At 62.6% G+C, this 26,027-nt stretch carries 26 protein-coding genes, 1 tRNA gene, 1 pseudogene and 2 riboswitches; of the genes and pseudogenes, 17 read left to right on the top strand and 11 right to left on the bottom strand.

What is annotated here, in order from left to right; all coding sequences use genetic code 11:
- Positions 1–108 precede the first annotated feature (108 nt).
- From ACXAEH_RS14325 to ACXAEH_RS14315, 3 genes are all read left to right on the top strand, one after another.
- The gene (locus ACXAEH_RS14325; protein WP_475033702.1) at positions 109–402 is read left to right on the top strand and encodes a DUF1330 domain-containing protein; all 294 of its coding nucleotides are present in this window, start codon (positions 109–111) and stop codon (positions 400–402) included.
- A gap of 105 nt (positions 403–507) precedes the next feature.
- The gene (locus ACXAEH_RS14320; RefSeq protein ID WP_475033700.1) at positions 508–1,467 is read left to right on the top strand and encodes an AraC family transcriptional regulator; all 960 of its coding nucleotides are present in this window, start codon (positions 508–510) and stop codon (positions 1,465–1,467) included.
- Positions 1,468–1,609: 142 nt separating this feature from the next.
- Positions 1,610–1,981, top strand: coding sequence for an SPW repeat domain-containing protein (locus tag ACXAEH_RS14315; RefSeq protein WP_475033698.1), 372 nt, complete (start codon positions 1,610–1,612; stop codon positions 1,979–1,981).
- A 3-nt stretch (positions 1,982–1,984) separates the two neighbouring features.
- Here ACXAEH_RS14315 and ACXAEH_RS14310 read toward each other — a convergent pair whose 3' ends face one another.
- Positions 1,985–2,821, bottom strand: a complete 837-nt coding sequence (locus ACXAEH_RS14310) for a LysR substrate-binding domain-containing protein (RefSeq protein WP_475033697.1) — start codon at positions 2,819–2,821, stop codon at positions 1,985–1,987.
- 95 nt (positions 2,822–2,916) lie between these two features.
- Between ACXAEH_RS14310 and ACXAEH_RS14305 the strand changes: the two genes are divergently transcribed.
- The gene (locus ACXAEH_RS14305) at positions 2,917–3,621 is read left to right on the top strand and encodes an SDR family oxidoreductase (RefSeq protein WP_475033695.1); all 705 of its coding nucleotides are present in this window, start codon (positions 2,917–2,919) and stop codon (positions 3,619–3,621) included.
- Between the two features lie 103 nt (positions 3,622–3,724).
- Here ACXAEH_RS14305 and ACXAEH_RS14300 read toward each other — a convergent pair whose 3' ends face one another.
- On the bottom strand, positions 3,725–4,660 hold the full coding sequence (locus ACXAEH_RS14300) for a DMT family transporter (protein WP_475033694.1): 936 nt from the start codon (positions 4,658–4,660) through the stop codon (positions 3,725–3,727).
- 94 nt (positions 4,661–4,754) lie between these two features.
- Between ACXAEH_RS14300 and ACXAEH_RS14295 the strand changes: the two genes are divergently transcribed.
- Positions 4,755–6,257, top strand: coding sequence for a malonate--CoA ligase (locus ACXAEH_RS14295; RefSeq protein ID WP_475033692.1), 1,503 nt, complete (start codon positions 4,755–4,757; stop codon positions 6,255–6,257).
- A gap of 86 nt (positions 6,258–6,343) precedes the next feature.
- On the opposite strand, the gene ACXAEH_RS14290 is transcribed toward ACXAEH_RS14295, so the two are convergent.
- Positions 6,344–6,976 (bottom strand): cation efflux transmembrane domain-containing protein, encoded by a 633-nt coding sequence (locus tag ACXAEH_RS14290; RefSeq protein WP_475033691.1) that lies wholly within the window; start codon positions 6,974–6,976, stop codon positions 6,344–6,346.
- A gap of 74 nt (positions 6,977–7,050) precedes the next feature.
- Between ACXAEH_RS14290 and ACXAEH_RS14285 the strand changes: the two genes are divergently transcribed.
- A complete protein-coding gene (locus ACXAEH_RS14285) occupies positions 7,051–7,467 on the top strand; it encodes a MerR family transcriptional regulator (protein WP_475033690.1) in 417 nt (138 codons plus the stop codon).
- Between the two features lie 2 nt (positions 7,468–7,469).
- Here the strand turns inward: ACXAEH_RS14285 and ACXAEH_RS14280 are convergent, their stop codons facing one another.
- Together ACXAEH_RS14280 and aroC are read right to left on the bottom strand one after the other, a co-directional pair.
- Positions 7,470–8,156: an HD domain-containing protein gene (locus ACXAEH_RS14280; protein ID WP_475033688.1), complete on the bottom strand. Its 687-nt coding sequence runs from the start codon at positions 8,154–8,156 to the stop codon at positions 7,470–7,472.
- The gene (gene aroC / locus ACXAEH_RS14275) at positions 8,153–9,259 is read right to left on the bottom strand and encodes a chorismate synthase (RefSeq protein WP_475033687.1); all 1,107 of its coding nucleotides are present in this window, start codon (positions 9,257–9,259) and stop codon (positions 8,153–8,155) included. The genes ACXAEH_RS14280 and aroC overlap by 4 nt, the downstream gene beginning before the upstream one ends.
- A gap of 234 nt (positions 9,260–9,493) precedes the next feature.
- Positions 9,494–9,585, top strand: a riboswitch (TPP riboswitch).
- Positions 9,586–9,617: 32 nt separating this feature from the next.
- Here aroC and thiB point away from each other — a divergent pair.
- From thiB to ACXAEH_RS14260, 3 genes are read left to right on the top strand one after another with little or no spacing between them, the layout of a single operon-like run.
- Positions 9,618–10,595 carry a thiamine ABC transporter substrate binding subunit gene (gene thiB / locus ACXAEH_RS14270; RefSeq protein WP_475033686.1) on the top strand — a complete coding sequence of 326 codons (978 nt, stop codon included), beginning with the start codon at positions 9,618–9,620 and terminating at the stop codon, positions 10,593–10,595.
- Positions 10,571–12,127 carry a thiamine/thiamine pyrophosphate ABC transporter permease ThiP gene (locus tag ACXAEH_RS14265; RefSeq protein ID WP_475033685.1) on the top strand — a complete coding sequence of 519 codons (1,557 nt, stop codon included), beginning with the start codon at positions 10,571–10,573 and terminating at the stop codon, positions 12,125–12,127. The genes thiB and ACXAEH_RS14265 overlap by 25 nt, the downstream gene beginning before the upstream one ends.
- A complete protein-coding gene (locus ACXAEH_RS14260; RefSeq protein WP_475033683.1) occupies positions 12,114–12,812 on the top strand; it encodes a thiamine ABC transporter ATP-binding protein in 699 nt (232 codons plus the stop codon). Before ACXAEH_RS14265 ends, ACXAEH_RS14260 begins: the two co-directional genes overlap by 14 nt.
- 120 nt (positions 12,813–12,932) lie before the next feature.
- On the opposite strand, the gene ACXAEH_RS14255 is transcribed toward ACXAEH_RS14260, so the two are convergent.
- Positions 12,933–13,370 carry a 6,7-dimethyl-8-ribityllumazine synthase gene (locus tag ACXAEH_RS14255; protein WP_475033682.1) on the bottom strand — a complete coding sequence of 146 codons (438 nt, stop codon included), beginning with the start codon at positions 13,368–13,370 and terminating at the stop codon, positions 12,933–12,935.
- Between the two features lie 92 nt (positions 13,371–13,462).
- Positions 13,463–13,671, bottom strand: a riboswitch (FMN riboswitch).
- A 157-nt stretch (positions 13,672–13,828) separates the two neighbouring features.
- On the opposite strand from ACXAEH_RS14255, the gene ACXAEH_RS14250 reads away from it, so the two are divergent.
- From ACXAEH_RS14250 to ACXAEH_RS14230, 5 genes are all read left to right on the top strand, one after another.
- Positions 13,829–14,452: an FMN-binding negative transcriptional regulator gene (locus tag ACXAEH_RS14250; RefSeq protein WP_475033680.1), complete on the top strand. Its 624-nt coding sequence runs from the start codon at positions 13,829–13,831 to the stop codon at positions 14,450–14,452.
- Positions 14,453–14,574: 122 nt separating this feature from the next.
- Positions 14,575–15,174, top strand: coding sequence for a glutathione S-transferase (locus tag ACXAEH_RS14245; protein WP_475033679.1), 600 nt, complete (start codon positions 14,575–14,577; stop codon positions 15,172–15,174).
- 213 nt (positions 15,175–15,387) lie between these two features.
- Entirely contained in the window at positions 15,388–15,948 is a 561-nt protein-coding gene (gene petA, locus ACXAEH_RS14240) for a ubiquinol-cytochrome c reductase iron-sulfur subunit (protein ID WP_475033678.1), read from the top strand.
- A gap of 12 nt (positions 15,949–15,960) precedes the next feature.
- Positions 15,961–17,295, top strand: a complete 1,335-nt coding sequence (gene petB, locus ACXAEH_RS14235; RefSeq protein WP_475033676.1) for a cytochrome b — start codon at positions 15,961–15,963, stop codon at positions 17,293–17,295.
- A gap of 19 nt (positions 17,296–17,314) precedes the next feature.
- Positions 17,315–18,100 carry a cytochrome c1 gene (locus tag ACXAEH_RS14230; protein ID WP_475033674.1) on the top strand — a complete coding sequence of 262 codons (786 nt, stop codon included), beginning with the start codon at positions 17,315–17,317 and terminating at the stop codon, positions 18,098–18,100.
- Positions 18,101–18,255: 155 nt separating this feature from the next.
- On the opposite strand, the gene ACXAEH_RS14225 is transcribed toward ACXAEH_RS14230, so the two are convergent.
- The 3 genes from ACXAEH_RS14225 to dapF form a co-directional block, all read right to left on the bottom strand.
- Entirely contained in the window at positions 18,256–18,693 is a 438-nt protein-coding gene (locus ACXAEH_RS14225) for a glyoxalase superfamily protein (RefSeq protein WP_475033672.1), read from the bottom strand.
- A gap of 193 nt (positions 18,694–18,886) precedes the next feature.
- Complete coding sequence (gene mtaB / locus ACXAEH_RS14220) at positions 18,887–20,149, bottom strand: tRNA (N(6)-L-threonylcarbamoyladenosine(37)-C(2))-methylthiotransferase MtaB (RefSeq protein ID WP_475033670.1); 1,263 nt, start codon at positions 20,147–20,149, stop codon at positions 18,887–18,889.
- Positions 20,146–20,988: a diaminopimelate epimerase gene (gene dapF / locus ACXAEH_RS14215; protein WP_475033668.1), complete on the bottom strand. Its 843-nt coding sequence runs from the start codon at positions 20,986–20,988 to the stop codon at positions 20,146–20,148. Before dapF ends, mtaB begins: the two co-directional genes overlap by 4 nt.
- A 187-nt stretch (positions 20,989–21,175) precedes the next feature.
- On the opposite strand from dapF, the gene ACXAEH_RS14210 reads away from it, so the two are divergent.
- A tRNA-Lys gene (locus tag ACXAEH_RS14210) sits at positions 21,176–21,251 on the top strand.
- A 264-nt stretch (positions 21,252–21,515) separates the two neighbouring features.
- Here the strand turns inward: ACXAEH_RS14210 and ACXAEH_RS14205 are convergent.
- A pseudogene (locus tag ACXAEH_RS14205) lies at positions 21,516–22,314 on the bottom strand (IS5 family transposase).
- A 362-nt stretch (positions 22,315–22,676) separates the two neighbouring features.
- On the opposite strand from ACXAEH_RS14205, the gene ACXAEH_RS14200 reads away from it, so the two are divergent.
- Positions 22,677–22,889 carry a hypothetical protein gene (locus ACXAEH_RS14200; protein WP_475033666.1) on the top strand — a complete coding sequence of 71 codons (213 nt, stop codon included), beginning with the start codon at positions 22,677–22,679 and terminating at the stop codon, positions 22,887–22,889.
- Positions 22,855–23,984, top strand: a protein-coding gene (locus tag ACXAEH_RS14195) for an IS3 family transposase (RefSeq protein ID WP_475033665.1) whose coding sequence is annotated in 2 segments (ribosomal slippage) — positions 22,855–23,086 and positions 23,086–23,984 — 1,131 coding nt in all. Because the reading frame shifts where the segments join, the coding sequence is not laid out codon by codon here. Before ACXAEH_RS14200 ends, ACXAEH_RS14195 begins: the two co-directional genes overlap by 35 nt.
- A gap of 378 nt (positions 23,985–24,362) precedes the next feature.
- Here the strand turns inward: ACXAEH_RS14195 and ACXAEH_RS14190 are convergent.
- A complete protein-coding gene (locus ACXAEH_RS14190; protein ID WP_475033664.1) occupies positions 24,363–26,024 on the bottom strand; it encodes an amidohydrolase family protein in 1,662 nt (553 codons plus the stop codon).
- Positions 26,025–26,027: the final 3 nt, after the last annotated feature.

The following is a 26,027-nucleotide window of genomic DNA, read 5'->3' as shown; positions in this document are numbered from 1 at the left end:
CGCCGCAACGTCAGCTCAATGGTTTATTTGCTGCGTTTGCGGTGGCATAACGCCTGAGGGGCGCGGGGCAGGCCTGCGGAAAAGGGCCTGAAAGGGCAGGTGAGGATAATGGCAGTCACGGTATTTGCGCTGACAACGGTGAACCCGGATGATCTGGAAGCGCTGAGCATGTATTTGGGAACCACCAAGCCGCTGCTGGAGGACGTCGGGGCGGAGATTGTTCAAGGGTTCGAGATTTCCGAGACCATCATCGGAGACGCGCTGCCGGAAATGGTGACCATTGTCCGCTATCCCGACCGGGCCGCGGTAGACCGGGTGTTTGAAAGCGCCGAGTATCAGGCACTGAAAGAGATCCGGCAGCGGGCGTTTCTGCGTTATCAGATCGGCATTGTTGAGGCGTGATCCAGCCGGGGCCGGCCGGGATGCGTCTTTGCCCGGCCGTTCACATTCCCTTGCAGATCGTCCTGAACCATGGACGCCGGGTGCCAGACACCTAACATAGCCGCCATGTTGGACCTGCTCAGCGATATTCTCACCCGGCTCTCCCTCAAGGGGACGTTTTATTTCCGCACATCCTTTACCCCGCCGTTCGGGATTCAAGTGCCGCCTTATGAAAACGTCGCCCGTTTCCATTTCGTGCAGCGGGGCGAGCTGAAAGTGCATGTGCCGTCAACCGGCGAGACCCTGCGGCTGAAACAGGGGGATCTGGTGCTGATCCCGCATGGGGCGGCGCATATGTTGTTGTGCAACGAGGTGCAGCCGCTGGAGGCGCTGCCGCTGGAGCAGGTGCTGGAGGAGGCCGGATATGATGGCGGCGGGGTGCTGGTTTACGGCGGCGAGGGCGCGGGGCGCGATACCCAGCTGATCTGCGGCCACTTCTCCTTTGCCGTCATGCCGGGGCGGCGCGGCACCGGCCATATGCTGATCGACCGGCTGCCGCCCTTCATCGTGATCGAGAACTACGGCGAGGAGGCCGGCGCCTGGATTGAGGCGACCCTGCGGATGATCGGGTCGGAGGTGAATGGCGCCCGCATCGGCGGCGACCTGATTGCGCTGAAACTGTCAGAGGTGCTGTTTGCCCAGGCGATCCGCGCCTATCTGGAGCACCAAAGCCCCAGCGGCTCAGCCCTGGCGGGCTTTGCCGATCCGCGGATTTCGCGGGCGCTGACCGCCTTCCACCAGTCCCCGGCGCAGGAGTGGAGCGTTGAAGGGCTGGCGCGCGAGGCCGGCATGTCGCGCACGGCGTTTGCGCAGGAATTCACCGCCAAGATGGAGGTGACGCCGATGCAATACCTGACCACCTGGCGAATGCAGATTGCCTGCCAGGGGCTGACGGAACAGGGGATGAACGTGGCCGATGCGGCGGAGCTGGCAGGCTATGCCTCCGAGGCGGCGTTCTCGCGCGTGTTCCGCAAGCAGGTCGGAATGTCGCCCGCTGCCTACCGGCAGCAGCATGTGGCGGCGTGATCCGGTTATGCCGCCGGAGTTCCGGACGATCTGCAATGTTTGCCAGATGATCTGAAATTCAACGTCCAGGAGTAAGAGGTCAGATTGGGGTCAGAGCCGCAAAGCTGCGGCCAAGACATCCTCAATCACAAGGACCTGACCCATGTCTCTGCGTTTTGTCACCCGCACCATCCACGCTTACCTCGACTACCCCGTTGCCATCGCCCTGATGGGGCTGCCGTTCCTGCTGGGCCTTGGCGAAAGCAACCCGCTGGCATTGTGGCTGTCTGTGGTGACCGGCATTGCTGCCTTTGTGCTGACAGTGCTGACCGACCATCACCTCGGCCTGATCCGGGTGCTGCCGTACAAGCTGCATCTGACCGTGGATCTGATTGTCGGCCTGACCTTCCTGGCAGCACCTTTCCTGTTCGGCTTTGCCGGGCTGGACGCGGCTTTCTACCTGCTGAATGGCGCAGCCGTGGTGGCGGTGATTTCGCTCAGCGCGCCGGAAAGCGCCGAGGCCGCGTCGGCCTGATCTCTATTGGCGCAGCAGCCAGTCCACCACTGCCTTGGCCCGGCCCTTTGTGCTGGGCCATAGCACGTAGAAGCCCTGATCCCCCAGCCGTGGCGCCTGCCACAGGATCTGCAAAGGCTGACTGCCCAGGAAAATCCGCGGCACCAGCGCGAGCCCCTGGCCATTGAGGGCGGCATCCATCGCCAAGGCGGTCTGGTTGAACTGCAGCACACGGCCTTTGGCTGACAGGCCGGCCTGCCGCAGCAGCAAGTCCCAGTGCCGGTGCCCGTCCTGGATCAGGGTTTGCGCCGCAAGATCGGTCAGTTCGATCTGTTTTCCGTTGTCTAGAGTCATATCTGCCTTGGCCACCGCCACCAGATCCACCAGTGACAGCAGCGCGGAATTCAGCCCGCTTTCCTGCGGTTTGCCGCCCTGGCGGATGGCAATGTCGATGCCGTCCCGCTTGAAATCGGTCAGGCTTTCCTCTGCCACCACCCGCAGGTCGATATCCGGATGCGCGGCCTCGAACTCCGGCAGCCGCGGCACCAGCCATTTGGCGGCAAAGGAGGGCGGCACCGACAGCGTCACCCGCTGCACCGCCGGGGCCAGCTTGTCCGTCGCTTCGCGGATCAGTTCCAGCGCCTGCCGGACCGGGGCGTGGTAGCTGCGCCCTGTGTCGGTCAGCGTCAGGCCGCGGGCATGGCGGTGGAACAGCTTGTGGCCCAGATCCGCTTCCAGTCTGCGCACCTGTTGCGCCACCGCGCCTTGCGTCAGGTGCAGTTCTTCCGCCGCGCGGCCGAAATTCAGGTGGCGGGCGGCGGCGTCAAACATCCGCAGGGCATTGAGGTTGGGCAGGCGCATCAGGTTCAGCCAGTAGTTTTTCTACAGCCTTGCGCGATGAGACATGATTGGTCAAGCGCGTCTGTAGCCCCCATCCTTGGGGCAAGCAAAGGAGTATGGATATGACCAAAGTTGCTCTCTTCACCGCCGCAGGCAGCGGCATGGGCGCAGATGCCGCCCGCCATCTTCACGAACAGGGATATGAGGTCGCCATCCTGTCTTCCTCCGGCAAGGGCGAAGCGTTGGCACAGGAGCTGGGCGGGGTGGGCCATACCGGCTCTAACATGGAGCAAAGCGACTTGCAGGCGCTGGTGGACAAGGCGATGGAGCGCTGGGGGCGGATCGATGTGCTGGTCAACTCGGCAGGCCATGGCCCCAAGGGCGACATCCTGGAGATCAGCGATGACGACTGGCATCTGGGGATGGAGTTCTACCTGATGAACGTGATCCGGCCCACCCGCCTGGTGGCACCGGTCATGGCGGCGCAGGGCAAAGGATCGATCATCAATATCTCGACCTTTGCGGTGTTCGAACCGGATCCGCTGTTCCCGACCTCCGGCGTGTTCCGGGCGGGGCTCGCGAGCTTTTCCAAACTGTTTGCCGACAAGTTCGCCGCCCAGGGCGTGCGGATGAACAACGTGCTGCCGGGGTTCATCGACAGCCTGCCGGAGGCCGAGGACCGCAAGGCGCGGATCCCGATGGGACGCTATGGCACGGCGCGTGAGATCTCGGCGCTGGTGGCCTATCTGGCCTCGGATGATGCCGCCTATACCACCGGCCAGAACATCCGTGTGGATGGCGCACTAACTCGCGCCATCTGACCTGTTCCGCCTGGACGCAGGCGGGGTGCGCCCGCCCCTTAGCTGGGGGGCGGGCGCGTCGCCCTTGCGGGCTCCAGCCGCGAAATACGCTAGTTAGAGCCTGTTATCCGCCTTTTGGGTCGATCATCGGCTTGGCCTTGCCGCGCTGCAGCCCCAGCTGGTGCTCGCGCCAGATCACCAGTCCATTGCCGGCAATCACCAGCGCCGCGCCCGCCAGCATCACCAGCGTCGGCCATTCCGCGAACCAGACATAGCCGATCACGATGGCAAAGATCATCGAGGCATAGTCATAAGGCGCCAGCATCGAGGCGGGCGCAAAGCGGTAGGAGGAGGTGACCAGGATCTGCGCCACCCCGCCGACCAGCCCGGCACCGACCAAGAGCGCCGCGGTTTGCGCATCCGGCATCACCCAGCCGAAGGGAGCCGTCAGCAGTGCCAGGGCAGAGGCGGTCAGCGAGAAATAGAACACGATGGCGGCGGTGTGTTCGGATTGCACCATGCGGCGGATGTGGATCTGAACAAAGCCGCGGGCGACTGTCGCGCCGACCACCAGCAGCACGCCCAGCATGGCGCCGTCCTCCAGATCGCCGCCCAGGCGCGGCCAGATCATGATCAGCACGCCCAAGAGGCCCACCGCCACGGCTGAAATCCGCACCAGCCGGATGGTCTCGCCCAAAAACAGCGCTGCCAGAATCAGTGTGAAGATCGGGGTGGCATAGCCGATGGCGGTGACCTCGGGCAGCGGCAGCAGCGCCAGCCCCATGAAGGTCATCCCCATCGCCGATGTCCCCACCAGCCCGCGCCACACGTGAAACATCGGTTTCCTGGTGATCAGCCCGTGCCGCAGCTCGCCGCGCATCGCCAGCCAGGCCACAATCACCGGAATCGCAAAGAACGAACGGAAAAACACCGCCTCGCCCGCCGGCACGTGCTCGGAGGTGGCCTTGATGATCCCGGAAAGCGCGGTGAACAGCGCAATTGCCGTCACCTTGAGCAGGATCGCCAGCATAGGCCGATGCGATGTTAAGGATTTTGCCATGACGCGAACCTGCGCCCCTGCGCCGCAAAGATCAATGGCTTGATTTCAGCCTTTGGCCGCGCGCAAATGGCGCCGCCAGATGAAGGAGCCGCCGATGTATGACGCCAACCACCTGATCCGCCAGCTGCGGGAATTGTCCCTGGGGCGCGAGGATGATGTCTTTACCCGCCTGCCGGATGGCAGCACAGTGAGTTTTGGCGCGCTGTTTGCAGGGGCGGAGCGGATGGCCGCAGCGCTGGCCGCGCAGGGCGTGCTGCCCGGCGACCGGGTGGCGGTGCAGGTGCAGAAGACCCTTCAGGCGATTGAGCTGTATCTGGGCACGGTTATGGCCGGCGGTATCTTCCTGCCCTTGAACACCGCTTATACCGGGCCGGAGGTGGCCTATTTCATCGGTGATGCGACACCGCGCGTGGTGGTCTGCGATCCGGCCCGGCTGGAGGAGATCCGCGCGGTTGCAGGCGCAGCGCAGGTGCTGACGCTGGACGCCAAAGGGCAGGGCTCCCTGCGCGATCTGGCGGACGGGCAGGGCGGCTTTGCGGCGGTTGCCCGGCAGCCGGGCGATCTGGCTGCAATCCTTTACACCTCGGGCACCACCGGGCGGTCCAAGGGCGCGATGCTGAACCACGATAACCTCTCCTCCAATTCGCTGATGCTGCGGGAGTACTGGCGGTTCACGGCGCAGGATGTGCTGATCCACGCGCTGCCGATCTTCCACACCCACGGGCTGTTTGTGGCAACCAATGTGGCGCTGTTTGCGGGCGCCCAGGTGGTGTTCCTGCCGGGGTTTGATGCCGATGCCATTCTGGACGCGATGCCCAATGCCACTGCGCTGATGGGGGTCCCGACCTTCTATACCCGCCTGCTGGCGGACGCGCGCCTGACTCGGGAGTGTGCGGCGAACATGCGGCTGTTCATCTCCGGTTCTGCGCCCTTGCTGGTGGATACGCATGAGCAGTGGGAGGCCCGCACCGGGCACCGCATCCTGGAACGCTACGGGATGACCGAAACCAATATGAGCACCTCGAACCCTTATGATGGCGAGCGCCGGGCCGGCACCGTCGGCTTCCCGCTGCCGGGGGTTGAAGCACGGGTGATGCAGAATGGTGCCGAGGTGCCCGCCGGTGAGATCGGTGTGCTGGAAGTGCGCGGCGCCAATGTGTTCCAGGGCTACTGGCAGATGCCGGAGAAAACCGCCGAGGAACTGCAGGCCGATGGCTGGTTCATCACCGGCGACATGGCCAAGATCGATGCGGATGGCTATGTCACCATTGTCGGGCGCGAGAAGGATCTGATTATCACCGGCGGCTTCAATGTCTACCCTAAGGAAGTGGAGAGCCTGATCGACGATCTGCCAGGAATTCTGGAAAGCGCGGTGATCGGCGTGCCGCATGCGGATTTCGGCGAGGGGGTGGTTGCGGTGGTGGTGCCGGAAGGTGACGGCACCAGTGCGGAGGCGATCACGGCGGCGCTGTCGGGGCAATTGGCCAAGTTCAAGCAGCCCAAGGAGATCATCCTTCTGGACGCCCTGCCGCGCAACACCATGGGCAAGGTGCAGAAGAAAGCCCTGCGTGAGGAATACGCGGGATTGTTCAGCTGAAAATCAACGCCCGGGCCAATGGCCCGGGCAGCGCCCGTCCGCCCCCATGGGCGGGCGCTACGCTCCGCCCGCGGCCGGGCACCGCCCTAATGCTGGTGGATCGGGGACCCTTCCTCGCGCCATTCCCGCACCGCTTGCACCAGGATCTGGAACGCAGAGCTGAGGAACAGCCCGCCCATGATGCCGGCTACGATTAGGTCCGGCCAGCCGGTCGCGGTGCCCCAGACACCAAGCGCCGCGATCATCACCGCGACATTGCCGATGGCGTCATTGCGCGAGCACAGCCAGACCGACCGCACATTGGCGTCGCCGTCCTTGTAGCGCGCCAGCAGCAGAACCGAGATCAGGTTCGCCGCCAGAGCCATGAAGCCGATCACCCCCATGATCTGCGCTTGCGGCACGCCGACGTAAAACACCTGATACACCGTGGAGCCAAACACCCAGGCGCCCATCATCAAAAGGCTGATCCCCTTGCCCAATGCCGCTAGCGCCCGCGTGCGCAAACTCGCTCCGATCACCGCCAGCGAGATGCCATAGGTCAGTGCATCGCCCAGAAAGTCCAAAGCGTCCGCCTTCAGCGCCTGGCTGCCGGACATCTGCCCCGCCCCCATTTCCACCGCGAACATGCCGGCATTGATGGCGATCACCAGCCATAGCCTGCGTTTATAGTCTGCCGAGACCCCGTCAAACCGGGCTTTGTGATTGCAGCAGCCTGCCATTGCTCTTGTCCTCATTTCTGATTCGAGATCAATGTAGGTGCTCTAGTCACTAGAGCTTCAAGAGGGTGTTGAACATGTTTTCCATCGGCGCATTGTCCAAGGCCACCGGCGTCAAGGTTCCGACCATCCGCTACTACGAGGAGATCGGCCTCTTGCCGCAGCCAGGCCGCAATGCCGGCAACCAGCGCCGCTACGGCCAGGACGGCATGGAGGCGCTGGGCTTTATCAAACATGCCCGCGACCTTGGCTTTGCGCTGGAGGATATCAAGTCGCTGATGGGGCTGGATGGGCAGCTGGGCGAGGATTGCGCCGCGGCCGACCGGATTGCCCGCAGCCAGCTGGCCAATGTGCGCGACCGCATTCGCAAGCTGGAACAGCTGGCGCTGGAGCTGGAGCGGATCAGCCATCTGTGCGACGGCGGCAACGGCGGCTGCTGCAAGGTGCTGACGGCGCTGGGCGACCACAGCCAATGCGCCGGCGACCACGGCTGATCCTATTTCAGCAGCCCCGCCCAATGGTCCGGCAGATCGGTGTCCATTTCCTTGGCCAGCTGGCGCAGGTAGGCGAGCATCAGCCGGGCGCGCTTGGCGGCGATCTTGCGGCCCTTTGCGGTCACCATTTCGCGGGGCAGCTGCAGCAGTTTCAGATGCCAATGGTCGATGGACCACGCCTGGTCATCCAGGGGCCGGCTGGCGGCAAAGGGATCGGCCGGATCGGCCAGCGCCCGGTCCATTGTGCCGGCAACCATGAAGGTACGGGCGATCCCGATGGCGCCAAGCGCATCCAGCCGGTCCGAGTCGCGCAGGATCTCCGCCTCGCGGCTTTGGGCCGGGATGGCGGCGGAATAGCTATGGGCTTCGATCACATGCTGCACCGCGGCTGTTTCCGCGGCGCTGTAGCCCAGTTTGGCCAGAATAGACTCCGCTCTTTCCGCGGACAGAACCGAGGCCCGTTGCCGTTCCGGGTGATCTTTCGGCAGGTTCACCAGATCATGCAGATAGGCGCCTGCGATCAGAACCCGCAGATCGGCGCTGCCCGGGTCGCGCTGGTTCTCGTCTGCGGCGATGCGGCGGGCATTGGCCCATACCCGGTCCAGATGCGCGATGTCATGCGCCGGATCCTGCGCCATTTGCAATTCGGCAGTGCGGCGCAGCTTCTGCAGAAGCTCCTCTAGCGTCATGCGCCGATATGGCCCTGGTTTTCACCGATCTGGCCGCGGTGCAGCAGCAGGTGGTCCAGGATCACGCAGGCCATCATCGCCTCGGCCACTGGCACCGCGCGGATGCCGACGCAGGGGTCGTGGCGGCCCTTGGTGATCACCTCGGTGGCGGAGCCGTCCTTGCGGATCGACTGGCGCGGGGTGAGGATCGAGGAGGTCGGTTTCACCGCAAAGCGCACCACCACATCCTGCCCGGTGGAGATGCCGCCAAGGATGCCGCCGGCGTGGTTGGAGGAATAGACCGGCTGGCCATCTTCGCCCATGAAGATCTCATCGGCGTTTTCCGAGCCTTTGAGGCGTGCGGCATTCATGCCTTCGCCGATCTCCACGCCTTTTACCGCGTTGATTGACATCATCGCAGCGGCCAGATCGGTGTCCAGCTTGCCATAAACCGGCGCGCCGATGCCTGCCGGGACATTGCGGGCAACAACCTCGACCACCGCGCCCACCGAATTGTGGGCTTTGCGCAGGGCTTGCAGATAGTCTTCCCACTCCTGCACCGCGCCTGCGTCGGGGATCCAGAAGTCGTTCTGCTCGATCGCGTCCCAGTCGAACCGGCTGCGGTCAATCTCCAGCTCGCCCATTTGGGTCATGTAGCCTTTGATCTCCAGCCCCGGCGCCAGCGCCTTGATTGCTTCACGTGCAACACCGCCGGCTGCCACACGCGCTGCGGTCTCGCGCGCGGAGGAGCGGCCGCCGCCGCGGTAATCGCGATTGCCGTATTTCTGGAAATAGGTGATGTCGGCGTGGCCCGGACGGAAGGTCTGAGAAATCTCGCCGTAGTCCTTGGAGCGCTGGTCGGTGTTCTCGATCATCAGCTGGATCGGCGTGCCAGTGGACATGCCGTCGAACACGCCGGACAGGATTTTCACCGCGTCCGGTTCATTGCGCTGGGTGGTGTTCTTGTTCTGGCCGGGACGGCGTTTGTCCAGCCACTGCTGCAGCATTTCGGGCGCCAGCGGCACGTTCGGCGGGCAGCCGTCGACAGTGGCGCCAAGCGCGGGCCCGTGGCTTTCACCCCAGGTGGTGACGCGGAAGAGGTGTCCAAAGCTGTTCATCGACATGAGGCGCGGTCTCCTTTGCGGCACGTGCTTAGCGGGCGGGGGGCGGTCTCTCAAGAGGTTTCCTGTTTGGCGGGCCGGGGAGGGGGCGCTGCCCCCGCCGCGCGGCGCGCGGCTCCCCCGGGATATTTTCCGCCAGAAGAACACGGGATCGGCGCCGGCAACGGTCCAGTTTGGGTGAAGCGTAGGTCCTGGCGGGGCTTTGGCTTGTCTTTGCCGCAGCCCGGGCCTAATGTCCGCGCCACCTCGGGGTGCGCGGCAGCGCTGAGAAAACACCCGTTGAACCTGAACCGGATCACACCGGCGGAGGGAAGGTACTGGACAGCCTCCACCCTTGCCCAAAGCCGCAAAGGAGGATGGCATGAAACATCTTGCATTTGCAGCGGGACTGCTCGGCGCATCGGCGGCTTTTGCTGAGACGCCCGAACTGGTCGTATATACCTATGACAGCTTTGTTTCCGACTGGGGCCCGGGGCCTGCGGTGGAGAAAGCGTTTGAGGAGACCTGCGGCTGCGACCTGAAACTGGTTGGTGCGGGCGATGGCGCGGCGCTCTTGGCGCGCATCAAGCTGGAAGGCGCGCGGTCTGATGCGGATGTGGTGCTGGGGCTCGACACCAACCTGACCGCGGCGGCCAAGGAAACCGGCCTGTTTGCCGATCATTCGGTCAGCGCCGACTATGCGCTGCCGGTCGAATGGAATGACGCGGCCTTTGTGCCCTATGACTGGGGCTATTTTGCCTTTGTCCATAACGCGGATGCTGCCGCACCTGCGGATTTCAAGGCGCTGGCGGCCAGCGACAAGAAGATTGTGATCCAGGACCCGCGGTCCTCGACCCCTGGTCTGGGCCTGCTGCTGTGGGTGAAGGCCGCCTATGGCGATGAGGCGCCGGCGATCTGGCAGGGCCTGTCGGACAACGTCGTCACCGTGACCAAGGGCTGGTCCGAGGCTTATGGCATGTTCCTGGAGGGCGAGGCCGACATGGTGCTCTCCTACACCACCTCGCCCGCCTATCACCTGATTGCGGAAGAGGATGCCTCCAAGGCGGCGGCGTCTTTTGACGAGGGCCACTACATGCAGGTGGAAGTTGCCGGCAAGCTGGCGGGGTCCGATCAGCCGGAGCTGGCGGATCAGTTCCTGGCCTTCATGGTGTCGGATGCGTTCCAGTCGATCATCCCGACCACCAACTGGATGTATCCGGCGGTGACCCCGGCGGCGGGTTTGCCGGAAGGGTTCGAGACCCTGGTACAGCCGGGTAAATCGCTGCTGCTGAGCGAGACGGAAGCGGCAGAGGTCCGTGATGCGGCGCTGGGCGAATGGCTGGACGCGCTCAGCCAGTAAGCGCCATTCCCGGGACCGGCGCGGCCCTGCTCGTCGCTGCGCTGATCCTGGGGACACTTGCGGCTGTTGCTTTCCGGGCTGAGGGTGGCACCGGGCTTGCCGCCAGCGATTGGGCCGCGCTGCGGTTCACGCTGACACAAGCCAGCCTGTCGGCACTGTTGAGCGTTGGTCTTGCCGTTCCTGTCGCCCGTGCGCTGGCGCGGCGGCGGTTTCCGGGGCGGAGCCTGCTGATTGCCCTTCTGGGCGCGCCCTTCATTCTGCCTGTCATTGTGGCCATCCTGGGCTTGCTGGCGGTTTTCGGCCGCGCGGGCTGGCTGAGCCAGGGGCTGATTTCCCTTGGGTTAGAGCCTGTTCAGATCTATGGGCTGCACGGGGTGGTGCTGGCGCATGTCTTTTTCAACCTGCCGCTGGCGACCCGGCTGATCCTGCAGGGCTGGCAGGAGATTCCGGCCGAGCAATTCCGCCTGGCCGCACAGCTGGATGCCGGGCCGCTGGCGATGTGGCGGCTGCTGGAGGCGCCAATGCTGCAGCGGGTGGCGCCCGGCACGCTGGCGGTGGTGTTTGCCATTTGCCTGTCGAGCTTTGCAGTGGCGCTGACCTTGGGCGGCGGGCCAAAGGCGACGACCATTGAACTCGCCATCTATCAGGCCTTCCGCTTTGACTTCGACCTCGGCCGTGCGGCGCTGCTGTCGGGCCTGCAGCTGGTGCTGACCGGTGCGGCTGCGCTGGTGGCGCTGCGGGTTTCTGCGGGGGAAGGGTTTGGTGCCGGGCTGGACCGGGCGGTGCGGCGCTGGGATGGGCAAGGCGGTTTGGCGCGCTCCCTGGATGGGTTTTGGATTGTCCTGTCTGCGGCGTTTCTGCTGCTGCCGCTGGCGGCAATCGTGCTGGCGGGGCTGCCGGGGATCACGTCGCTGAAATCGTCTGTCTGGCAGGCAGCGGGGAATTCCATCCTGGTTGCGGTGGTCAGCACTGCGATCCTGCTGATGCTTGCCTTGCCGATGGCGGCGGCTGCCGCTACGGGACGCAAGGGCATGGCTGAGCTGTCGGGGATTCTGGGCCTTGCGGCCTCGCCGCTGGTGATCGGAACCGGGCTGTTCATCCTGATCTACCCGGTTGCCGATCCTTTTGCCCTCGCCTTGCCGGTGACGGCGCTGGTTAATGCGGTGATGGCTTTGCCCTTTGCCATGCGCATCCTGGTGCCGCGTGCGCGGGAGGTGCTGGAGCGCTATGGCAGGTTGTCGCTGTCGCTGGATATGCAGGGCTGGGCGTTTGTGCGCCATGTCTACCTGCCGCGGATGCGGGCGCAGACCGGGTTTGCCGCCGGGCTGGCAGCAGCGCTGTCGATGGGAGACCTCGGGGTGGTTGCGCTGTTTGCCGATCCGGAGTTTGCAACCTTGCCATTGCAGATCTACCGGCTGATGGGGGCCTACCGGATGGAGGCGGCGGCAGGAGCGGCGCTGCTGCTGCTCGTGCTCTCGATGGGGGCATTCTGGATTCTGGACCGCGGAGGGCGCTGGCATGCTGAAGCTTGAGAACTGCCGGATCATCAATGGCGGCTTTGCCGTGGAGGCGGATCTGGCGGTGGCTGCTGGTGTCTGCGCAGCGGTGATCGGGCCATCGGGTGCCGGGAAATCCACGCTGATTGAGGCAATTGCAGGGTTCTTGCCGGTGAGCCGCGGGCGGATCAGCTGGGATGGTGCGGATTTGACGGTGGCGCAGCCCGGCAAACGCCCGATTGCGATGCTGTTTCAGGACGGCAACCTGTTTCCGCATCTGAGCGTGGCGCAGAACGTGGCGCTGGGCATCAATGCAAACCTGCGGCTGGCGGATGCGGACTGGCGCCGGGTGGAAAATGCCCTGGCCCGTGTCGGGCTGGAGGCCATGGGCGCCCGCAAGCCCGCAGCCTTGTCGGGCGGGCAGCAAAGCCGGGTGGCGCTGGCGCGGGTGCTGGTGCAGGGGCGGGATATCCTGCTGCTGGATGAACCTTTTGCAGCACTTGGCCCGGCGTTGAAGGCTGAAATGCTGGATCTGGTTGCGGAGCTGGCACGGGAAAGCGGCGCGACAGTGCTGATGGTGAGCCACGACCCTGGCGACGCCCGCCGGATCGCGGACCAGGTGGTGCTGGTGGCGGAAGGCACGGCGCATCCGCCGCGGGCGACTGCGGAGCTGCTGGACAATCCGCCGCCGGCTCTGAAGGCATATCTGGGCAGCTCCTGATCCTGGCAACAGTGTTGCCCTGGAGTAAGTGAAAAGGGGTTTCGCAGCGAAACCCCTTTTCTTAACAATGCGTTATATATCCGAGTCGCTGTTTCCGGATGACGTGCAACGGGTCCGCCGTCAGGCAGCCAGCGCCGCTTCCCGCGTCTTGGCGATCATCAGCGCGGCATTGGCGGCTTCGCGGCCCTTCTGCACGAAGTGTTCGCGGTAGATGGCAATGTGATGATCGGTTTCCTGAAAATGGTGCGGGGTCAGCGAGACCGACAGCACCGGCACCCCGGTGTCCATGCCTGCGCGCATCAGCCCGTCAACCACGGCCTGGGCGACAAAATCATGCCGGTAGATGCCGCCGTCGACGACCAGCGCCGCGCAGGCCACGGCGGTGTATTTGCCGGTTTTGGCCAGTTCCTGCGCCAGCAGCGGCATCTCAAAGGCGCCGGGCACGTCGAACACGTCGACCTGCTCTGCCGGGATCAGCTGCAGGAACCCCTCCAGCGCGCGGTCAACGATATCGGCATGCCATTGCGCCTTGATGAAGGCATAGCGGGTGTGTGTCATGTCGTAATCTCCTTGTGGTTCTGACACGTCACCCAAGGCGATCACGAACGGCAGGCGCACGCAGGGCTGCAAGGGCCCAAAACGGTCCTGACGCACGTTCTCTTCCATCCGGACTGTGACCGTCGGCTCTGGAGTCGCACCAGATCTGCTGACACTTCTTTGCTGGCTCCACAGCTTGGACCGAAAACCGGTGCCCGCTTTTCGGGCTGTGGACGCGTCAAACGCAGAAGCCGCTCGCGGGCTTACGGGGACAAGCCCGCTTACCGCCGGTGGGGAATTCCGCCCCGCCCTGAGAACGGGACCGACCTTGCCAAGCCGGGGCTGCGGTTTCAAGGGCAAAATGCAGCCATGCCTGTTGGCGCAGCCCGGCGGAATTGGTCTTGTGAAGGGAAACATATTTGGACCTTTCCAGCGGCGGCCCCGGCAGCCACAAAGGTTCCAGGCAGAGGAGAGACAGCATGCACCCGAACCCGGTTTTCCATGATGCTGGAACTGCGCGGAACCTGGCGTTTGCCCGCGCGCGCGGTTTCGGGGTGCTGGCGGTGTCTTCGCAAGCGGCTCCGCTGGTCAGCCATGTGCCGTTTCTGCTGTCTGATGACGGGGAATGGGCAGAGCTGCATCTGGTGCGCTCGAATCCGATCGTCCGGGCGCTCAAGGAGGCAAAACCGGCTCGGATCGCGGTGAGCGGGCCGGATGGCTATGTCTCGCCGGACTGGTACGGGGTGCCGGACCAGGTGCCGACCTGGAATTACGTGGCGGTGCATCTGACCGGAGAGCTGGAATTGCTTCCGGATGAGGAGTTGCGCAGTCTGCTGGACAGGCAATCGGAATACTTTGAAACCCGGCTGGCGCCGAAGCCGCCCTGGACCGCCGGCAAGATGGATGCCGGGGCGCTGGCCCGGATGATGCGGATGATCGTGCCGGCCCGGATGCGGATCACGGGCGTTGATGGCACCTGGAAGCTGAGCCAGAACAAGGCGGATGCGGCGCGGGCGGGGGCTGCTGAGATGGTGTCTGAAGGCATCGGAATGGACACCCGGGCGCTTGCAAGGCTCATGCAGGCCCCCCGCACGCCGGACTAAGCAGTGCAGCGCGGCAAGACTTTTGTGAAAAGTCTTGCCCAAAGTTTTTAGAAAACTTTGGGGCGCTGGCATTTGCCGGCGGCCGGGATAGAGTGGCGGCCAGACAGCGGAGGATATTTCTGATGAAGCTCACTTTTTCCCAAGCATCCCCCTTTGCCCGCAAGGTTGTGGTTTTGCTGCATGAAACCGGGCAGCTGGAGGATGTCGAAATCCTGGACGTCACCACGACGCCCTTGACCCCCAGCCCGGATGTAAAGGCCAGCAACCCGCTGGCCAAGATCCCGGCGCTGGAGCGCAATGACGGCCCGGCCTTGTATGACAGCCGGGTGATCTGCGCCTTTCTGGATGAGCGCGCGGGCGGCAGACTGTCGGGCGGCTGGGACAGCAAGGTGCTGGAGGCCACTGCCGACGGGATCATGGATGCGGCGGTGCTGATGTCCCATGAAAAGCGGCTGCGCCCGGCGGAAAAACAGTGGGACAACTGGCTGGATGCGCAGCTGGGCAAGGTGCTGGGCGGTTGTGCGGCGTTGAATGCGCGCTGGATGAGCCACCTGCAGGGGCCGCTGGATATGGGGCAGATCGCCGTGGCCTGCGCGCTGGCCTATGTGGACTTCCGCCACCCGGACACGAATTGGCGCCAGGGCAATGAAGCGCTGGCGGGCTGGTTTGCGGATTTCAATTCGCGGCCCTCGATGCAGGCCACAAAACCGCCGGCGGCCTGAGGCCTGCCCCTTGAAAACGGCCGGTGCCGCGCGCAGATGGGTGTGGCACTGTCACACAGACGCAGCAGAAAACCGGTCCTGCGGCTTTCTGCGCGCCCATGACCGCTGGACGAATTGCTTTCTCCCCGCTAGACACGCGCCTGAGTCACTGCGAGCAATCGCGGTGCATGCGCATGTTTGCCCTAAACGGGCGCTGGAATTGGAGAAAACCTCGTGTCCCACGCAGAAGACCACGAAGGAACCCGGAGAGATTTCCTCTACTACGCCACTGCCGGCGCCGGGGCAGTGACCGCGGGTGCCGCCGTATGGCCCCTGGTCAACCAGATGAACCCCTCCGCCGACGTGAAAGCGCTGTCCTCGATCCTGGTCGATGTCAGCGGCGTGGAAGTTGGCACGCAGATCTCGGTCATGTTCCTGGGCAAGCCGGTGTTCATCCGCCGCCGCACCCCGGAAGAGATCGAAGAGGCCCGTGCCGTGGAGCTGTCCGAGCTGATCGACCCGCGGTCGGAAAACCCGAACAAGCCGGGCACCGATGCCGCGGACGTCAACCGCACCATGGATGACGCCGGCGAATGGCTGGTGATGATGGGTGTGTGCACCCACCTGGGCTGTGTGCCGCTGGGCGACGGTGCCGGCGAATTCAACGGCTGGTTCTGCCCGTGCCACGGCTCGCACTACGACACCGCCGGCCGTATCCGCAAAGGCCCGGCGCCTGAGAACCTGCACGTGCCGGTGGCTGAGTTCACCGACGCCAACACCATCAAGCTGGGATAAGGAAGCGCGCTCATGTCCGGTATTCCGCACGACCATTACGAGCCGAAGACAGGCGCAGAGAAGTGGCTGCACAGCCGCCTGCCCATCGTCGGCCTGATCTATGACACCATCATGATCCCCACCCCGAAGAACCTGAACTGGTGGTGGATCTGGGGCATCGTCCTGGCGTTCTGCCTGGCGCTGCAAATCGTCACCGGCATCGTCCTGGTGATGCATTACACGCCGCATGTCGACCTGGCCTTTGCCAGCGTTGAGCACATCATGCGCAACGTCAATGGCGGCCATATGATCCGCTATCTGCACATGAACGGCGCCTCGCTGTTCTTTGTTGCCGTCTACATCCACATTTTCCGCGGCCTGTACTATGGCTCCTACAAGGCGCCCCGCGAGATCACATGGATCGTCGGCATGCTGATCTACCTGATGATGATGGGCACCGCCTTCATGGGCTACGTGCTGCCCTGGGGCCAGATGTCCTTCTGGGGCGCCACCGTGATCACCGGCCTGTTCGGCGCGATCCCCTTCATCGGCGAAGCGATCCAGACCTGGCTCCTGGGCGGGCCGGCGGTGGACAATGCCACCCTGAACCGCTTCTTCAGCTTGCACTACCTGCTGCCCTTCGTGATTGCAGCGCTGGTGATCGTGCACATCTGGGCCTTCCACACCACCGGCAACAACAACCCGACCGGCGTTGATGTCCGCAAGGGTTCGAAAGCCGAAGCCGAGAAAGACACCCTGCCGTTCTGGCCGTATTTCGTGATCAAGGACTTCCTGGGCCTGGCCGTTGTGCTGGTGATCTTCTGGGCGATCGTCGGCTTCATGCCGAACTACCTGGGCCACCCGGACAACTACATCGAAGCCAACCCGCTGGTGACGCCCGCGCATATCGTTCCGGAATGGTACTTCCTGCCGTTCTACGCGATCCTGCGTGCCTTCACCTCGGAAGTTTGGGTCGTGCAGTTCGCCTCTTTCATCACCGGCGGCATCGTGGATGCGAAGTTCTTTGGCGTGATCGCCATGTTCGGCGCGATCCTGGCGATGGCTCTGGCACCCTGGCTGGACACCAGCCGCGTCCGTTCGGGCCGCTACCGTCCGATGTTCAAGTGGTGGTTTGCGCTGCTGGTCGTGGACTTCTTTGCCCTGATGTGGCTGGGCGCTATGCCGGCGGAAGAGCCCTATGCATCGTTCTCGCTGATCGCATCGGCCTATTGGTTCGGCTACTTCTTCGTGATCCTGCCGCTCTTGGGTGTGATCGAGAAGCCGCTGGCACAGCCCGCCACCATCGAAGAGGATTTCGACGCCCACTACGGCAAGAAGTCTTCTGCTGAAGCCACTCCTGCCGAGTAAGAAGAAGGAACACCTAGCAATGTTCAAGAAACTGGCAACCGGTGCCGCCTTCGCTCTGGCCCTGATCCCTGCTGCATCCTTTGCAGCAGGCGGGGCAGGCCATGTCGAGGACTACGACTTCTCGTTCGAGGGTCCCTTTGGCACCTATGACCGCAACCAGCTGCAGCGCGGCCTGCAGGTTTACACCGAAGTCTGCGCAGCCTGCCACGGGCTGAAGCTGGTGCCGATCCGCACCCTGTCGGACGAAGGCGGCCCGCAGATGCCCGAGGATCAGGTGCGCGCCTATGCAGCTGACAACTTCAGCGTCTATGACCCGGAACTGGATGAGGACCGCCCGGCCAAGCCGGTCGACTTCTTCCCGGAGAACAACGGTGTGGGCGCCCCGGACCTCAGCATGATGGCCAAGGCGCGTGCGGGCTTTCACGGGCCCTACGGCCTGGGCCTGAACCAGCTGTTCAAAGGCATGGGCGGCGCCGAGTACATCGCGTCGCTGCTGGCTGGCTACACCGGTGAGGAAAAGGTCGAAGCAGGCACGACGTTCTATGAAAACACCGCCTTTCCGGGCGGCTGGATCTCGATGGCACCGCCGATGTCGGATGAGCAGGTGGAGTTTGCCGACGGCCACGCCAACGACGTGGAATCAATGTCGCAGGACGTCGCGGCCTTCCTGATGTGGACTGCTGAGCCCAAGATGATGGCACGCAAGCAGGCAGGTTTTGTCGGCGTGCTGTTCCTGACCGTTCTGTCGGTGCTGCTGTATCTGACCAACAAGAAACTGTGGGCGCCGCACAAGGGCAAGGATTGATCCTTGGCCGGCTGCTGACACAGCGCAGAAAGATCGACCCCCCGCAAGCACCGCTTGCGGGGGTTTTTCGTGGCTCGGGGGCAGGGGCGCTGCCCCTCTGCCCTGCGGGCATTCACCCCGGAGTATTTGCAACCAGAAAGAAGCGGGCTCAGGGGCTAGGCCAGGGGCTTGACCGTCAGATGCGGGAGACCGTTGGAGGTCTTCTGCGGCGAGCGGCCGCCAGCATTGATCACCGCGGATACCCGATGGCGCCAGGATGAGAAGCTGTCGAACCGGACCACGTCCACCGGCGTGTCGAATTGCAATGTGACCCGCCGGTGGCCGCTGTTGCCGCAAGCCGCCAGCGCGTGGATATGACCAGTGAATGGCTGGTCCAGATAGCGGCCTTCGACCCGCATGCCCACCTGTAGCTGCGATGTGCTGGAAGCGCGGGCCGAGAGCGTGTTCCAGTCGCGGTATCCGTAGTACTGGGCGATCCGCTCCAGGGCGGTGCTGTGGGGGATGGGCTGACCCTGGGCCTTGGAATGCTTGCGCAAGATCCGGACCTCGGCCTTGAGCTGCGCAACAGAAGGGAGGGCAGAGTTCGTCTGCATGGGCTTACCTTTCGCAAAAAGGGTGCAATTGCCGTTGCAGACAGGGCTCGCGTTGCTGTCCGGGCGTGCACCCAGGCGTCAGGAAAAACCTTGTCCGGATTTCACCATGGCCAGCGGCCGCGAGCGGCAGGTATCCGGGACCTGTGATGTGAGATTTAGCGGGCCGGGGCGGGGAAAGCAATTCCCCGCGCGCTCATGCCACCAGCTGGCTGGCTTTTACGCCGGTAATCGCGGCGGTGACGATCCGGCCTTCCTCCTGCGGCTGAGCAAAGGCCACCTCGGTGAATTGCTCGGTGCGGCCCATATGCGGGTTTTCCATAAGGATGCGGTGGGTCTTGCCGATCTGCGCCGCCAGGTGGCGTTCCACCTGCGCGTCTCCGGCGGCGCGCAGCCGGGCTGCGCGGTCTTTGATCACATTGCCGTTCACCTGATTCGGGATTTTCGCCGCTGGGGTGCCGTCGCGCTTGGAGTAGGGGAAGACGTGCAGCCAGGTCAGATCGCAGTCGGTGACCAGCTTCAGCGAGTTCTCGAAATGAGAGTCGGTTTCGGTCGGGAAGCCTGCGATGATGTCGGCGCCAAAGGTCATTTCCGGGCGCAGGCGGCGGGCCTCTTCGCAAAATGCGATGGCGTCGTCGCGCAGGTGGCGCCGCGCCATGCGTTTCAGGATCAGGTCGTCGCCGTGCTGCAGTGACAGGTGCAGATGCGGCATCAGGCGCGGCTCGCTGGCAATCGCTTGCATCAGGTTCTCGTCCGCCTCGATTGAATCGATCGAGGAGATGCGCAGCCGCGGCAGGTCCGGCACCAGCTTCAGGATCCGCATCACCAGATCGCCCAGGCGCGGCTGTGCAGGCAGGTCGGCGCCCCAGGAGGTGAGGTCGACGCCGGTCAGAACCACCTCGTTGTAGCCCCTGTCCACCAGCCGCTTGATCTGGTCGATCACCACGCCGGCAGGAACCGAGCGGGAGTTGCCGCGGCCATAAGGAATGATGCAGAAGGTGCAGCGGTGGTCGCAGCCGGTCTGGACCTGCACATAGGCGCGGGAGCGGGTGCCGAAGCCGTCGATCAGGTGGCCTGCGGTTTCCGTCACCGACATGATGTCGTCGACCTGAACCTTTTCCGTCGCGCCGATGAAATCCGGGCCCTTGGCGATGCCCTGCCAGGTCTCGGGCTGCATCTTCTCGGTGTTGCCGATGACGCGGGTGACCTCTTCCATTGCGGCAAAGGTTTCCGGCTCCGTCTGGGCCGCGCAGCCCGTCACGATGATCGGCGCCTCGGGGTTTTCCCGGCGCAGTTTGCGGATCTCCTGGCGGGCTTTGCGCACGGCTTCGGCAGTTACAGCGCAGGTGTTCACCACCACGGCGTTCTCCAGGCCTGCCTGCTGGCTCAGCTCTTTCATCGCCTCGGTCTCATAAGCGTTGAGGCGGCAGCCGAGGGTGGTGAATTTGGGCACGCTCATGCCAGCAATTCCAGGAACTCGCGGGTGAAGCTGCCCTCGAATACATGCATGGTCGGCCCGGTCATCCAGACACCGTCTTCGGCCCAGTCGATCCAGAGCGTGCCGCCGTCGAGATCCACTTGCACCTTGCGGCCTGTGAGCCCGCGGCGGGCGGCGGCAACGGCGGTGGCGCAGGAGGAAGAGCCGGAGGCCAGGGTGACCCCCACACCGCGCTCCCAAACGCGCATGCGGATACGGTCGGGGCCGGTGACCTGGGCAACCTGCACATTGGTGCGCTGCGGGTAGAGCGGGTGGTGCTCATAGCGGGGGCCGAACTCCGCCAGCGGAATGACCTCTGCGTCTTCGACAAAGAATGTGCAATGCGGATTGCCCATGCCGGTGGCCGTCGGGCCGCCTTCGATTGGCAGCTCCAGCGTGTCCGCTTCCTCGGCCAGCGGGATGTTCTGCCAGTCCAGCTGCGGCGCACCCATGTTGACGGAGGTGAGGCCGTTACCGGCATCGCGGGCATAAAGATCGCCCCGGTCGGTGGTCAGATGCAGATCGATCTTGCCGCTTTCCAGGATCAGGTGGCGGGCAATGCAGCGGGTGGCATTGCCGCAGGCCCCGGAGATGGAGCCGTCGGCGTTGTAGAAGGTCAGATGCGCGTCGCCCGGCCCGTTTGAAATCACCGTCAGCTGGTCGAAGCCAACGCCGAACTGGCGGTGGGCGATTCCTTTGGCCATCGCCGGGGTGATGGCAATATCCTGCGCGCGTGCGTCGACAACAACGAAGTCGTTGCCCAGCCCGTGCATCTTCATGAAGGGGAGTGCGGTATCTGCCAGAGTGCTCATGGCGGGCATATAGACCCGGCGTGCAAATGAATCCAGCCTTTGGCGAGAAAAGTTGAAAAAAGGGGTTGACCCTCCGCCGGACTGGCCCTAGATACGCCGCCTATCGGGACAGCGAGACACTAGCTGCCAAGCAGTTCCAAAGCGAAATAAGTGCTTGAACCTCTTGGAAAAAACACTTAGACCGCAACGAAGAAGTGGGCCGTTAGCTCAGTTGGTAGAGCAACTGACTTTTAATCAGTGGGTCGCAGGTTCGAATCCTGCACGGCTCACCACTTCCTTAAGTAAAATTGTCAGGTGACAAAGTAATTGTCCATTTGTGACAGGCTTCTGTCCATTTGCGACAGATATTTTGTCCATTGGTTCAGGATATTCCTTTGTTAACTAAGCTGCCCAATGGGTGAAGTGCCTTTACGGTCATCACATTTTTCGAGTTGTGTTAAGTGGGGCGGAAGACGGACCTTCGCTGCGGGTGCAAAGGGCAACTGCCAGGTTCCAAAGAGCGGACATTCGTTGCTAGGGTCTGGACTCATTGAGTTTCAAAGCCAGTAAATGACGATGGCCGCGAGAGCGATTGCTGACGGGAAGACCTTTGGGCATCTGTCGTATCGCGATGCCACGCGCCGCCAGTCTTTGAGTTTGCCGAACATTATCTCGATCCGGTTACGCCGCTTGTACCGGCGCTTGTCATATCTGATAGTCGTCTTGCGTTGCTTTCGACCAGGGATACACGGGCGTATCCCTTTGTCTTTCAACGCTTCTCTGAACCAGTCGGCGTCATAGCCACGGTCGCCAAGTAGCCAATCGACCTTTGGCAGGCTGCTCAGCAAAGCCCGCGCGCCGATATAGTCACTGACTTGTCCAGAGGTCACGAATAGATCCAGCGGTCGGCCTTGGCTGTCGCAGATGGCGTGCAGCTTTATGTTCGTTCCGCCCTTGGTTCGGCCTATCAGGCGGCCACGCCCCCCTTTTTCACCGCAAGACTGGACGCTGTTCGATGGGCTTTGAGATATTTAGCGTCGATCATGACCGTCTTCTCCTCACCATGATCAGCGGCCAAACCAATCAGCATGTCGGCGAAGATGCCCTTGGCGCTCCACCGTTTCCAACAATTCTAGAGCGTCTTGTGCGGACCGTATTCTTGGGGCGCACCACGCCAGCGTAAGCCATGCCGGTTGATGAAGATAATCCCACTCAACACACGCCTATCATCGACACGAGGTTTGCCGTGGGACTTCGGGAAGAAGGGCTCAAAGCGCGCCATTCTGCGCATCCCCTCTCGGGACATTGCTGCGCAATGCCCTGCCGGGCAGTGGTCAGCCAGAATAGATTAGACATGTTCACCGCTCGTATTTCTAAACGTAAATCATGCGGCCAAGCGGAAATCAATGGGTCCTGAGCCTAGGCCGTCAGCGATGGCCGCCAACATTTGCTGAGTTTAATGGAAACGGCGATAACCACCGAATTCTCAAGCGTCACGTCTGATCACCCGATTGTATTGCCTCTTGGGTGTGTCCGAGAAAAGCCTTACGTCGCGCATGTTGTCTATTTGCTTGTACATCAGGCCGTCATTTTTTGCTTCCGGACTTTATTTAGGCTTTTGGAGGCGTCGCAGATGTCGCGTGTCGCAAAGCTCGGTTGTGGCGAGACGACATTGCCGTACATCGCGGCGCTTTAATTCGAAGTGCATGAGTTCCCGCATGACATCCCGCATGCTGAAGGATTTGTTGCTCGAAGTATTTCATTTTAAGCCATCAAAATTTCAAAATTTTTCACGCAAACATGATTTAGATGGACTCCCTTCGTCTCCGCCATTGGACCTGTCACGGTTTGATGCCGCTCCTTTGATAGCATTTATTGCAGCAAAGGAGACGAACTATGGGAACGAAACGGACGGACGAATTCCGCGCTGATGCGGTGCGGATCGCTCTGACGAGCGGACTGACACGCAAGCAGGTTGCGTCGGATCTGGGTGTGGGCCTATCCACATTGAACAACTGGGTCACAGCGCATCGCGATACCGAGGTGGTATCCGACAAAGACCTAGACCTTGCTCGTGAGAATGAGCGGCTTCGACGCGAGAACCGCATTCTCAAGGAGGAGAGGGAGATCTTAAAAAAAGCAACGCAGTTCTTCGCGGGGCAAAAGCCATGAGGTTCAGGTTCATCGAAGAACACCGTGACGCCTTTTGCACCAAGCGTATGTGTGACGTGCTGGATGTCAGCACTCGCGGTTTGCGCGCTTATCGCAGTCGTCCGGCCAGCCAAAGGCAACGGACTGACATGGTTGTCTTGGCCCATATTAAGGAACAATCCCGTCTCAGCTTGGGCAGCTATGGCAGGCCGAGAATGACCGAAGAGTTGAAAGAGCTTGGCTTGAACGTCGGGCACCGTCGCGTCGGTCGGTTGATGCGTGAGAACGGCATTCGTGTTGAAAGGTCGAAGAAATACAAGGTGACGACCGACAGCAACCACGCCTTCAACATCGCGCCGAACCTGTTGAACAGGGACTTCCATGCCGACCGGCCCAATCAGAAATGGGCCGGTGACATCAGTTATGTCTGGACGCGCGAAGGCTGGCTGTATCTCGCTGTCATTCTCGACCTGCATTCACGGCGTGTGATCGGCTGGGCCGTCAGCAATCGCATGAAGCGGGATTTGGCGATCCGGGCATTGAAGATGGCCGTGGCGCTCCGCCAGCCTCCCAGGGGCTGCATCCACCATACCGATCGCGGCAGTCAATACTGTTCGCACGATTATCAGAAGCTCCTGCGCCAGAACGGCTGCAAGGTATCCATGAGTGGTAAAGACAATTGCTACGATAACTCAGCCGTTGAGACCTTCTTCAAGACAATCAAGGCGGAGCTAATCTGGAGGCCGTCGTGGCAAACCCGGCGGCAGGCTGAAGTGGCCATCTTCGATTACATCAATGGCTTCTACAATCCGCGTCGACGGCACTCAGCATTGGGCTGGAAAAGCCCGGTCGCCTTCGAAAGGAAAGTGGCCTAAACGAGCACTAGGGGCGGCACAAAAGCGTGACAGGTCCACTTTGGTTCATATGGTGCAATGAATACTTATGCGCTGTTTCATTGAATTCTGTGAGCGGTCCTGCATTGAGCTCCTGCATCTTCTAGCCGAACCGCATAGCCGTTCATGGTCTTCGTGTCTTGGGTTTGCCAGAAACGCGGATGTCTCGCCCTTTGAGGTGCCCCCGCACATCAAAGACGCCTCCGCATCGCCGATCATATGTCAGCGCGAAAGTGTGTGCTCCGCGCACCGCGTAGTGTCCCGCGACAGGGTCAATGCTCGATCTGGGACGCGTACAAACCCGTCTAACAGCGGCGTTCAAAAACGCCAAATGAGCGCCAGCTCTGTAGGTGCGGCTTGTCAGGCCGGCGCGGCTTGCAAGGCGCCCTCGTAGATCGGGTGGTTGCGAAAAAACGTTGCGAGGCGCGCTCGCTGCGGTCCGTCTTCATCGAGGCCTAGATAGCGAAGCGCATTTGCTCCCATCACGTTGTTGAAGCTGTCCTCGTCTTCGAGGAGCTGCCGAAGGACGCGCTCCATCCGTCCGATGTATTCGCGATGCCGGGGTACGCGCCCAATCATGGACCAGTCGGAGCCGTACATCATGCGCGTCGCAATTTCAGGGCGACGTTCGATTAACCGGGACGCCCGCACGATAACACGGGTCGCGTCGCCATGGTCGAGACCGGTCGCTTCGGTCCAATATCCAAGATCGAAGTAAAGGTTTGGGTGCGCGAGCGCAAATCGCACCATCTTCTCCTCCCAATCCACCCCTCCGTGCAGGCTTTCTTCGAAACCGCCGAAATGCGCGAGGTTTAGTCGCATGTCCCCAAGGCCTTCTAAACGCAACACGCGGTCCCAGCCGTCTGGATCAGCGAACTGGCCTGTATTTGCACCGGCGGCGACTGAATTGTTGGCATGTGTTTTGATCGGAACGTCATTCTGCACGCACCATCGGTACAAAAGCAGCAACTCGTGATCGAGGGCGGCGCCGCCACCTTTCGGCGCTCGGGGTGCCCATTCACTGACATCGGCGGTGTTTCCTATCGGGCGAAACCCCATCGGCGGGTATAGCTTGACGCCGACGAAACCGCGTTCAAGCACGGCATAGCGAACATTCGCGAGCGTGTCGGCCTCGGGGTCCGCGTCGCGCTCCAATGCAGAGCGCAACGGACAGAACGGTGCAAAGTTGAGTATGAGCCGGTCGTCTGTGCGCCGCGCGATTTCAGAAAAGAGGTCGATCTGCGTGCGTATCGGCGAAACATCGGGTTCCTGCGTTTTAAACCAGCTGCCAAAATCCACCAGCGATGGCGAGAAGACGCTGACCTGCGATCCATAAAGTGACAGGAGTTCTGCCAGGATGTCGCTGCGCGAACGCGTGAGCAGACCGGCCCAGCGAATGGTCTGGATAATCGGGCTGATGAAGCGAAAACTGGACGCTTCGCCCGATCGCCCGCCCGTCGCTCTCTCATAAATGCGGGCAGCAAGTCCGCGGGCTTGCTCCCGGGCCGTCTCTGGCGCGAGAGTGCGCGGGCGTTCGAGCTGCAACTCTGCCGACAAACGAGACAAGAGCGCGAGGTCTTCGTTGGCAAGGCGCCCTTGCACGCCGCTGCGCGCCTCGAGAGTCGTCGCTTCAAGTGCCCTTGCCACATTAGTCTGGTCTTCCGCCAGCACCCGCTCTTGTGACCTGCGAGGCAGACCGCGCAGCCGAATAAGCGCGAGTTCGCGTTCTGCGGTGGGCGTACCCGACAGCAATATGCGCGCCAAAAGCTTCAAGAACGCCCCCGTCAGTTCGTCTGGATTCACGTCCTGATGAGGATCGCGGAAGATGGTTTGTTCCACAAACCCAACGACTGGAACGTCGCGGCCGTTGAAGATATGCGCGTGGATATCGACCCAGAACTGCCCGTCGGGCAGGGGGCCAGGTCGTGGTGATGCCCCGCATCCGCCGAGCGTCGCGGCCCCGGCGAAGAAAGCAAGCTTGGCAAGAAAATGGCGGCGTGTCTGGTCGATCGGTGGCTTCATCGG

The sequence above is a fragment of the Leisingera sp. ABM4_060 genome (assembly GCF_056158765.1).
This window is presented reverse-complemented; position numbering and strand designations above follow the sequence as displayed.

Excerpts from the sequence above, each read along its gene's own strand:
- aroC (WP_475033687.1), bottom strand. The coding sequence starts at position 9,259 with ATGTCGATGAACAGCTTTGGACACCTCTTCCGCGTCACCACCTGGGGT.
- ACXAEH_RS14255 (WP_475033682.1), bottom strand. The coding sequence starts at position 13,370 with ATGACACACACCCGCTATGCCTTCATCAAGGCGCAATGGCATGCCGAT.
- ACXAEH_RS14320 (WP_475033700.1), top strand. The coding sequence starts at position 508 with ATGTTGGACCTGCTCAGCGATATTCTCACCCGGCTCTCCCTCAAGGGG.
- ACXAEH_RS14190 (WP_475033664.1), bottom strand. The coding sequence starts at position 26,024 with ATGAAGCCACCGATCGACCAGACACGCCGCCATTTTCTTGCCAAGCTT.
- ACXAEH_RS14250 (WP_475033680.1), top strand. The coding sequence starts at position 13,829 with ATGCACCCGAACCCGGTTTTCCATGATGCTGGAACTGCGCGGAACCTG.
- ACXAEH_RS14260 (WP_475033683.1), top strand. The coding sequence starts at position 12,114 with ATGCTGAAGCTTGAGAACTGCCGGATCATCAATGGCGGCTTTGCCGTG.
- thiB (WP_475033686.1), top strand. The coding sequence starts at position 9,618 with ATGAAACATCTTGCATTTGCAGCGGGACTGCTCGGCGCATCGGCGGCT.
- ACXAEH_RS14300 (WP_475033694.1), bottom strand. The coding sequence starts at position 4,660 with ATGGCAAAATCCTTAACATCGCATCGGCCTATGCTGGCGATCCTGCTC.
- ACXAEH_RS14280 (WP_475033688.1), bottom strand. The coding sequence starts at position 8,156 with ATGACGCTAGAGGAGCTTCTGCAGAAGCTGCGCCGCACTGCCGAATTG.
- ACXAEH_RS14245 (WP_475033679.1), top strand. The coding sequence starts at position 14,575 with ATGAAGCTCACTTTTTCCCAAGCATCCCCCTTTGCCCGCAAGGTTGTG.
- ACXAEH_RS14225 (WP_475033672.1), bottom strand. The coding sequence starts at position 18,693 with ATGCAGACGAACTCTGCCCTCCCTTCTGTTGCGCAGCTCAAGGCCGAG.
- ACXAEH_RS14285 (WP_475033690.1), top strand. The coding sequence starts at position 7,051 with ATGTTTTCCATCGGCGCATTGTCCAAGGCCACCGGCGTCAAGGTTCCG.
- ACXAEH_RS14200 (WP_475033666.1), top strand. The coding sequence starts at position 22,677 with ATGACATCCCGCATGCTGAAGGATTTGTTGCTCGAAGTATTTCATTTT.
- ACXAEH_RS14230 (WP_475033674.1), top strand. The coding sequence starts at position 17,315 with ATGTTCAAGAAACTGGCAACCGGTGCCGCCTTCGCTCTGGCCCTGATC.
- ACXAEH_RS14310 (WP_475033697.1), bottom strand. The coding sequence starts at position 2,821 with ATGCGCCTGCCCAACCTCAATGCCCTGCGGATGTTTGACGCCGCCGCC.
- ACXAEH_RS14265 (WP_475033685.1), top strand. The coding sequence starts at position 10,571 with ATGGCTGGACGCGCTCAGCCAGTAAGCGCCATTCCCGGGACCGGCGCG.
- ACXAEH_RS14315 (WP_475033698.1), top strand. The coding sequence starts at position 1,610 with ATGTCTCTGCGTTTTGTCACCCGCACCATCCACGCTTACCTCGACTAC.
- ACXAEH_RS14295 (WP_475033692.1), top strand. The coding sequence starts at position 4,755 with ATGTATGACGCCAACCACCTGATCCGCCAGCTGCGGGAATTGTCCCTG.
- dapF (WP_475033668.1), bottom strand. The coding sequence starts at position 20,988 with ATGCCCGCCATGAGCACTCTGGCAGATACCGCACTCCCCTTCATGAAG.
- ACXAEH_RS14290 (WP_475033691.1), bottom strand. The coding sequence starts at position 6,976 with ATGGCAGGCTGCTGCAATCACAAAGCCCGGTTTGACGGGGTCTCGGCA.
- ACXAEH_RS14305 (WP_475033695.1), top strand. The coding sequence starts at position 2,917 with ATGGATATGACCAAAGTTGCTCTCTTCACCGCCGCAGGCAGCGGCATG.
- mtaB (WP_475033670.1), bottom strand. The coding sequence starts at position 20,149 with ATGAGCGTGCCCAAATTCACCACCCTCGGCTGCCGCCTCAACGCTTAT.
- petB (WP_475033676.1), top strand. The coding sequence starts at position 15,961 with ATGTCCGGTATTCCGCACGACCATTACGAGCCGAAGACAGGCGCAGAG.
- ACXAEH_RS14325 (WP_475033702.1), top strand. The coding sequence starts at position 109 with ATGGCAGTCACGGTATTTGCGCTGACAACGGTGAACCCGGATGATCTG.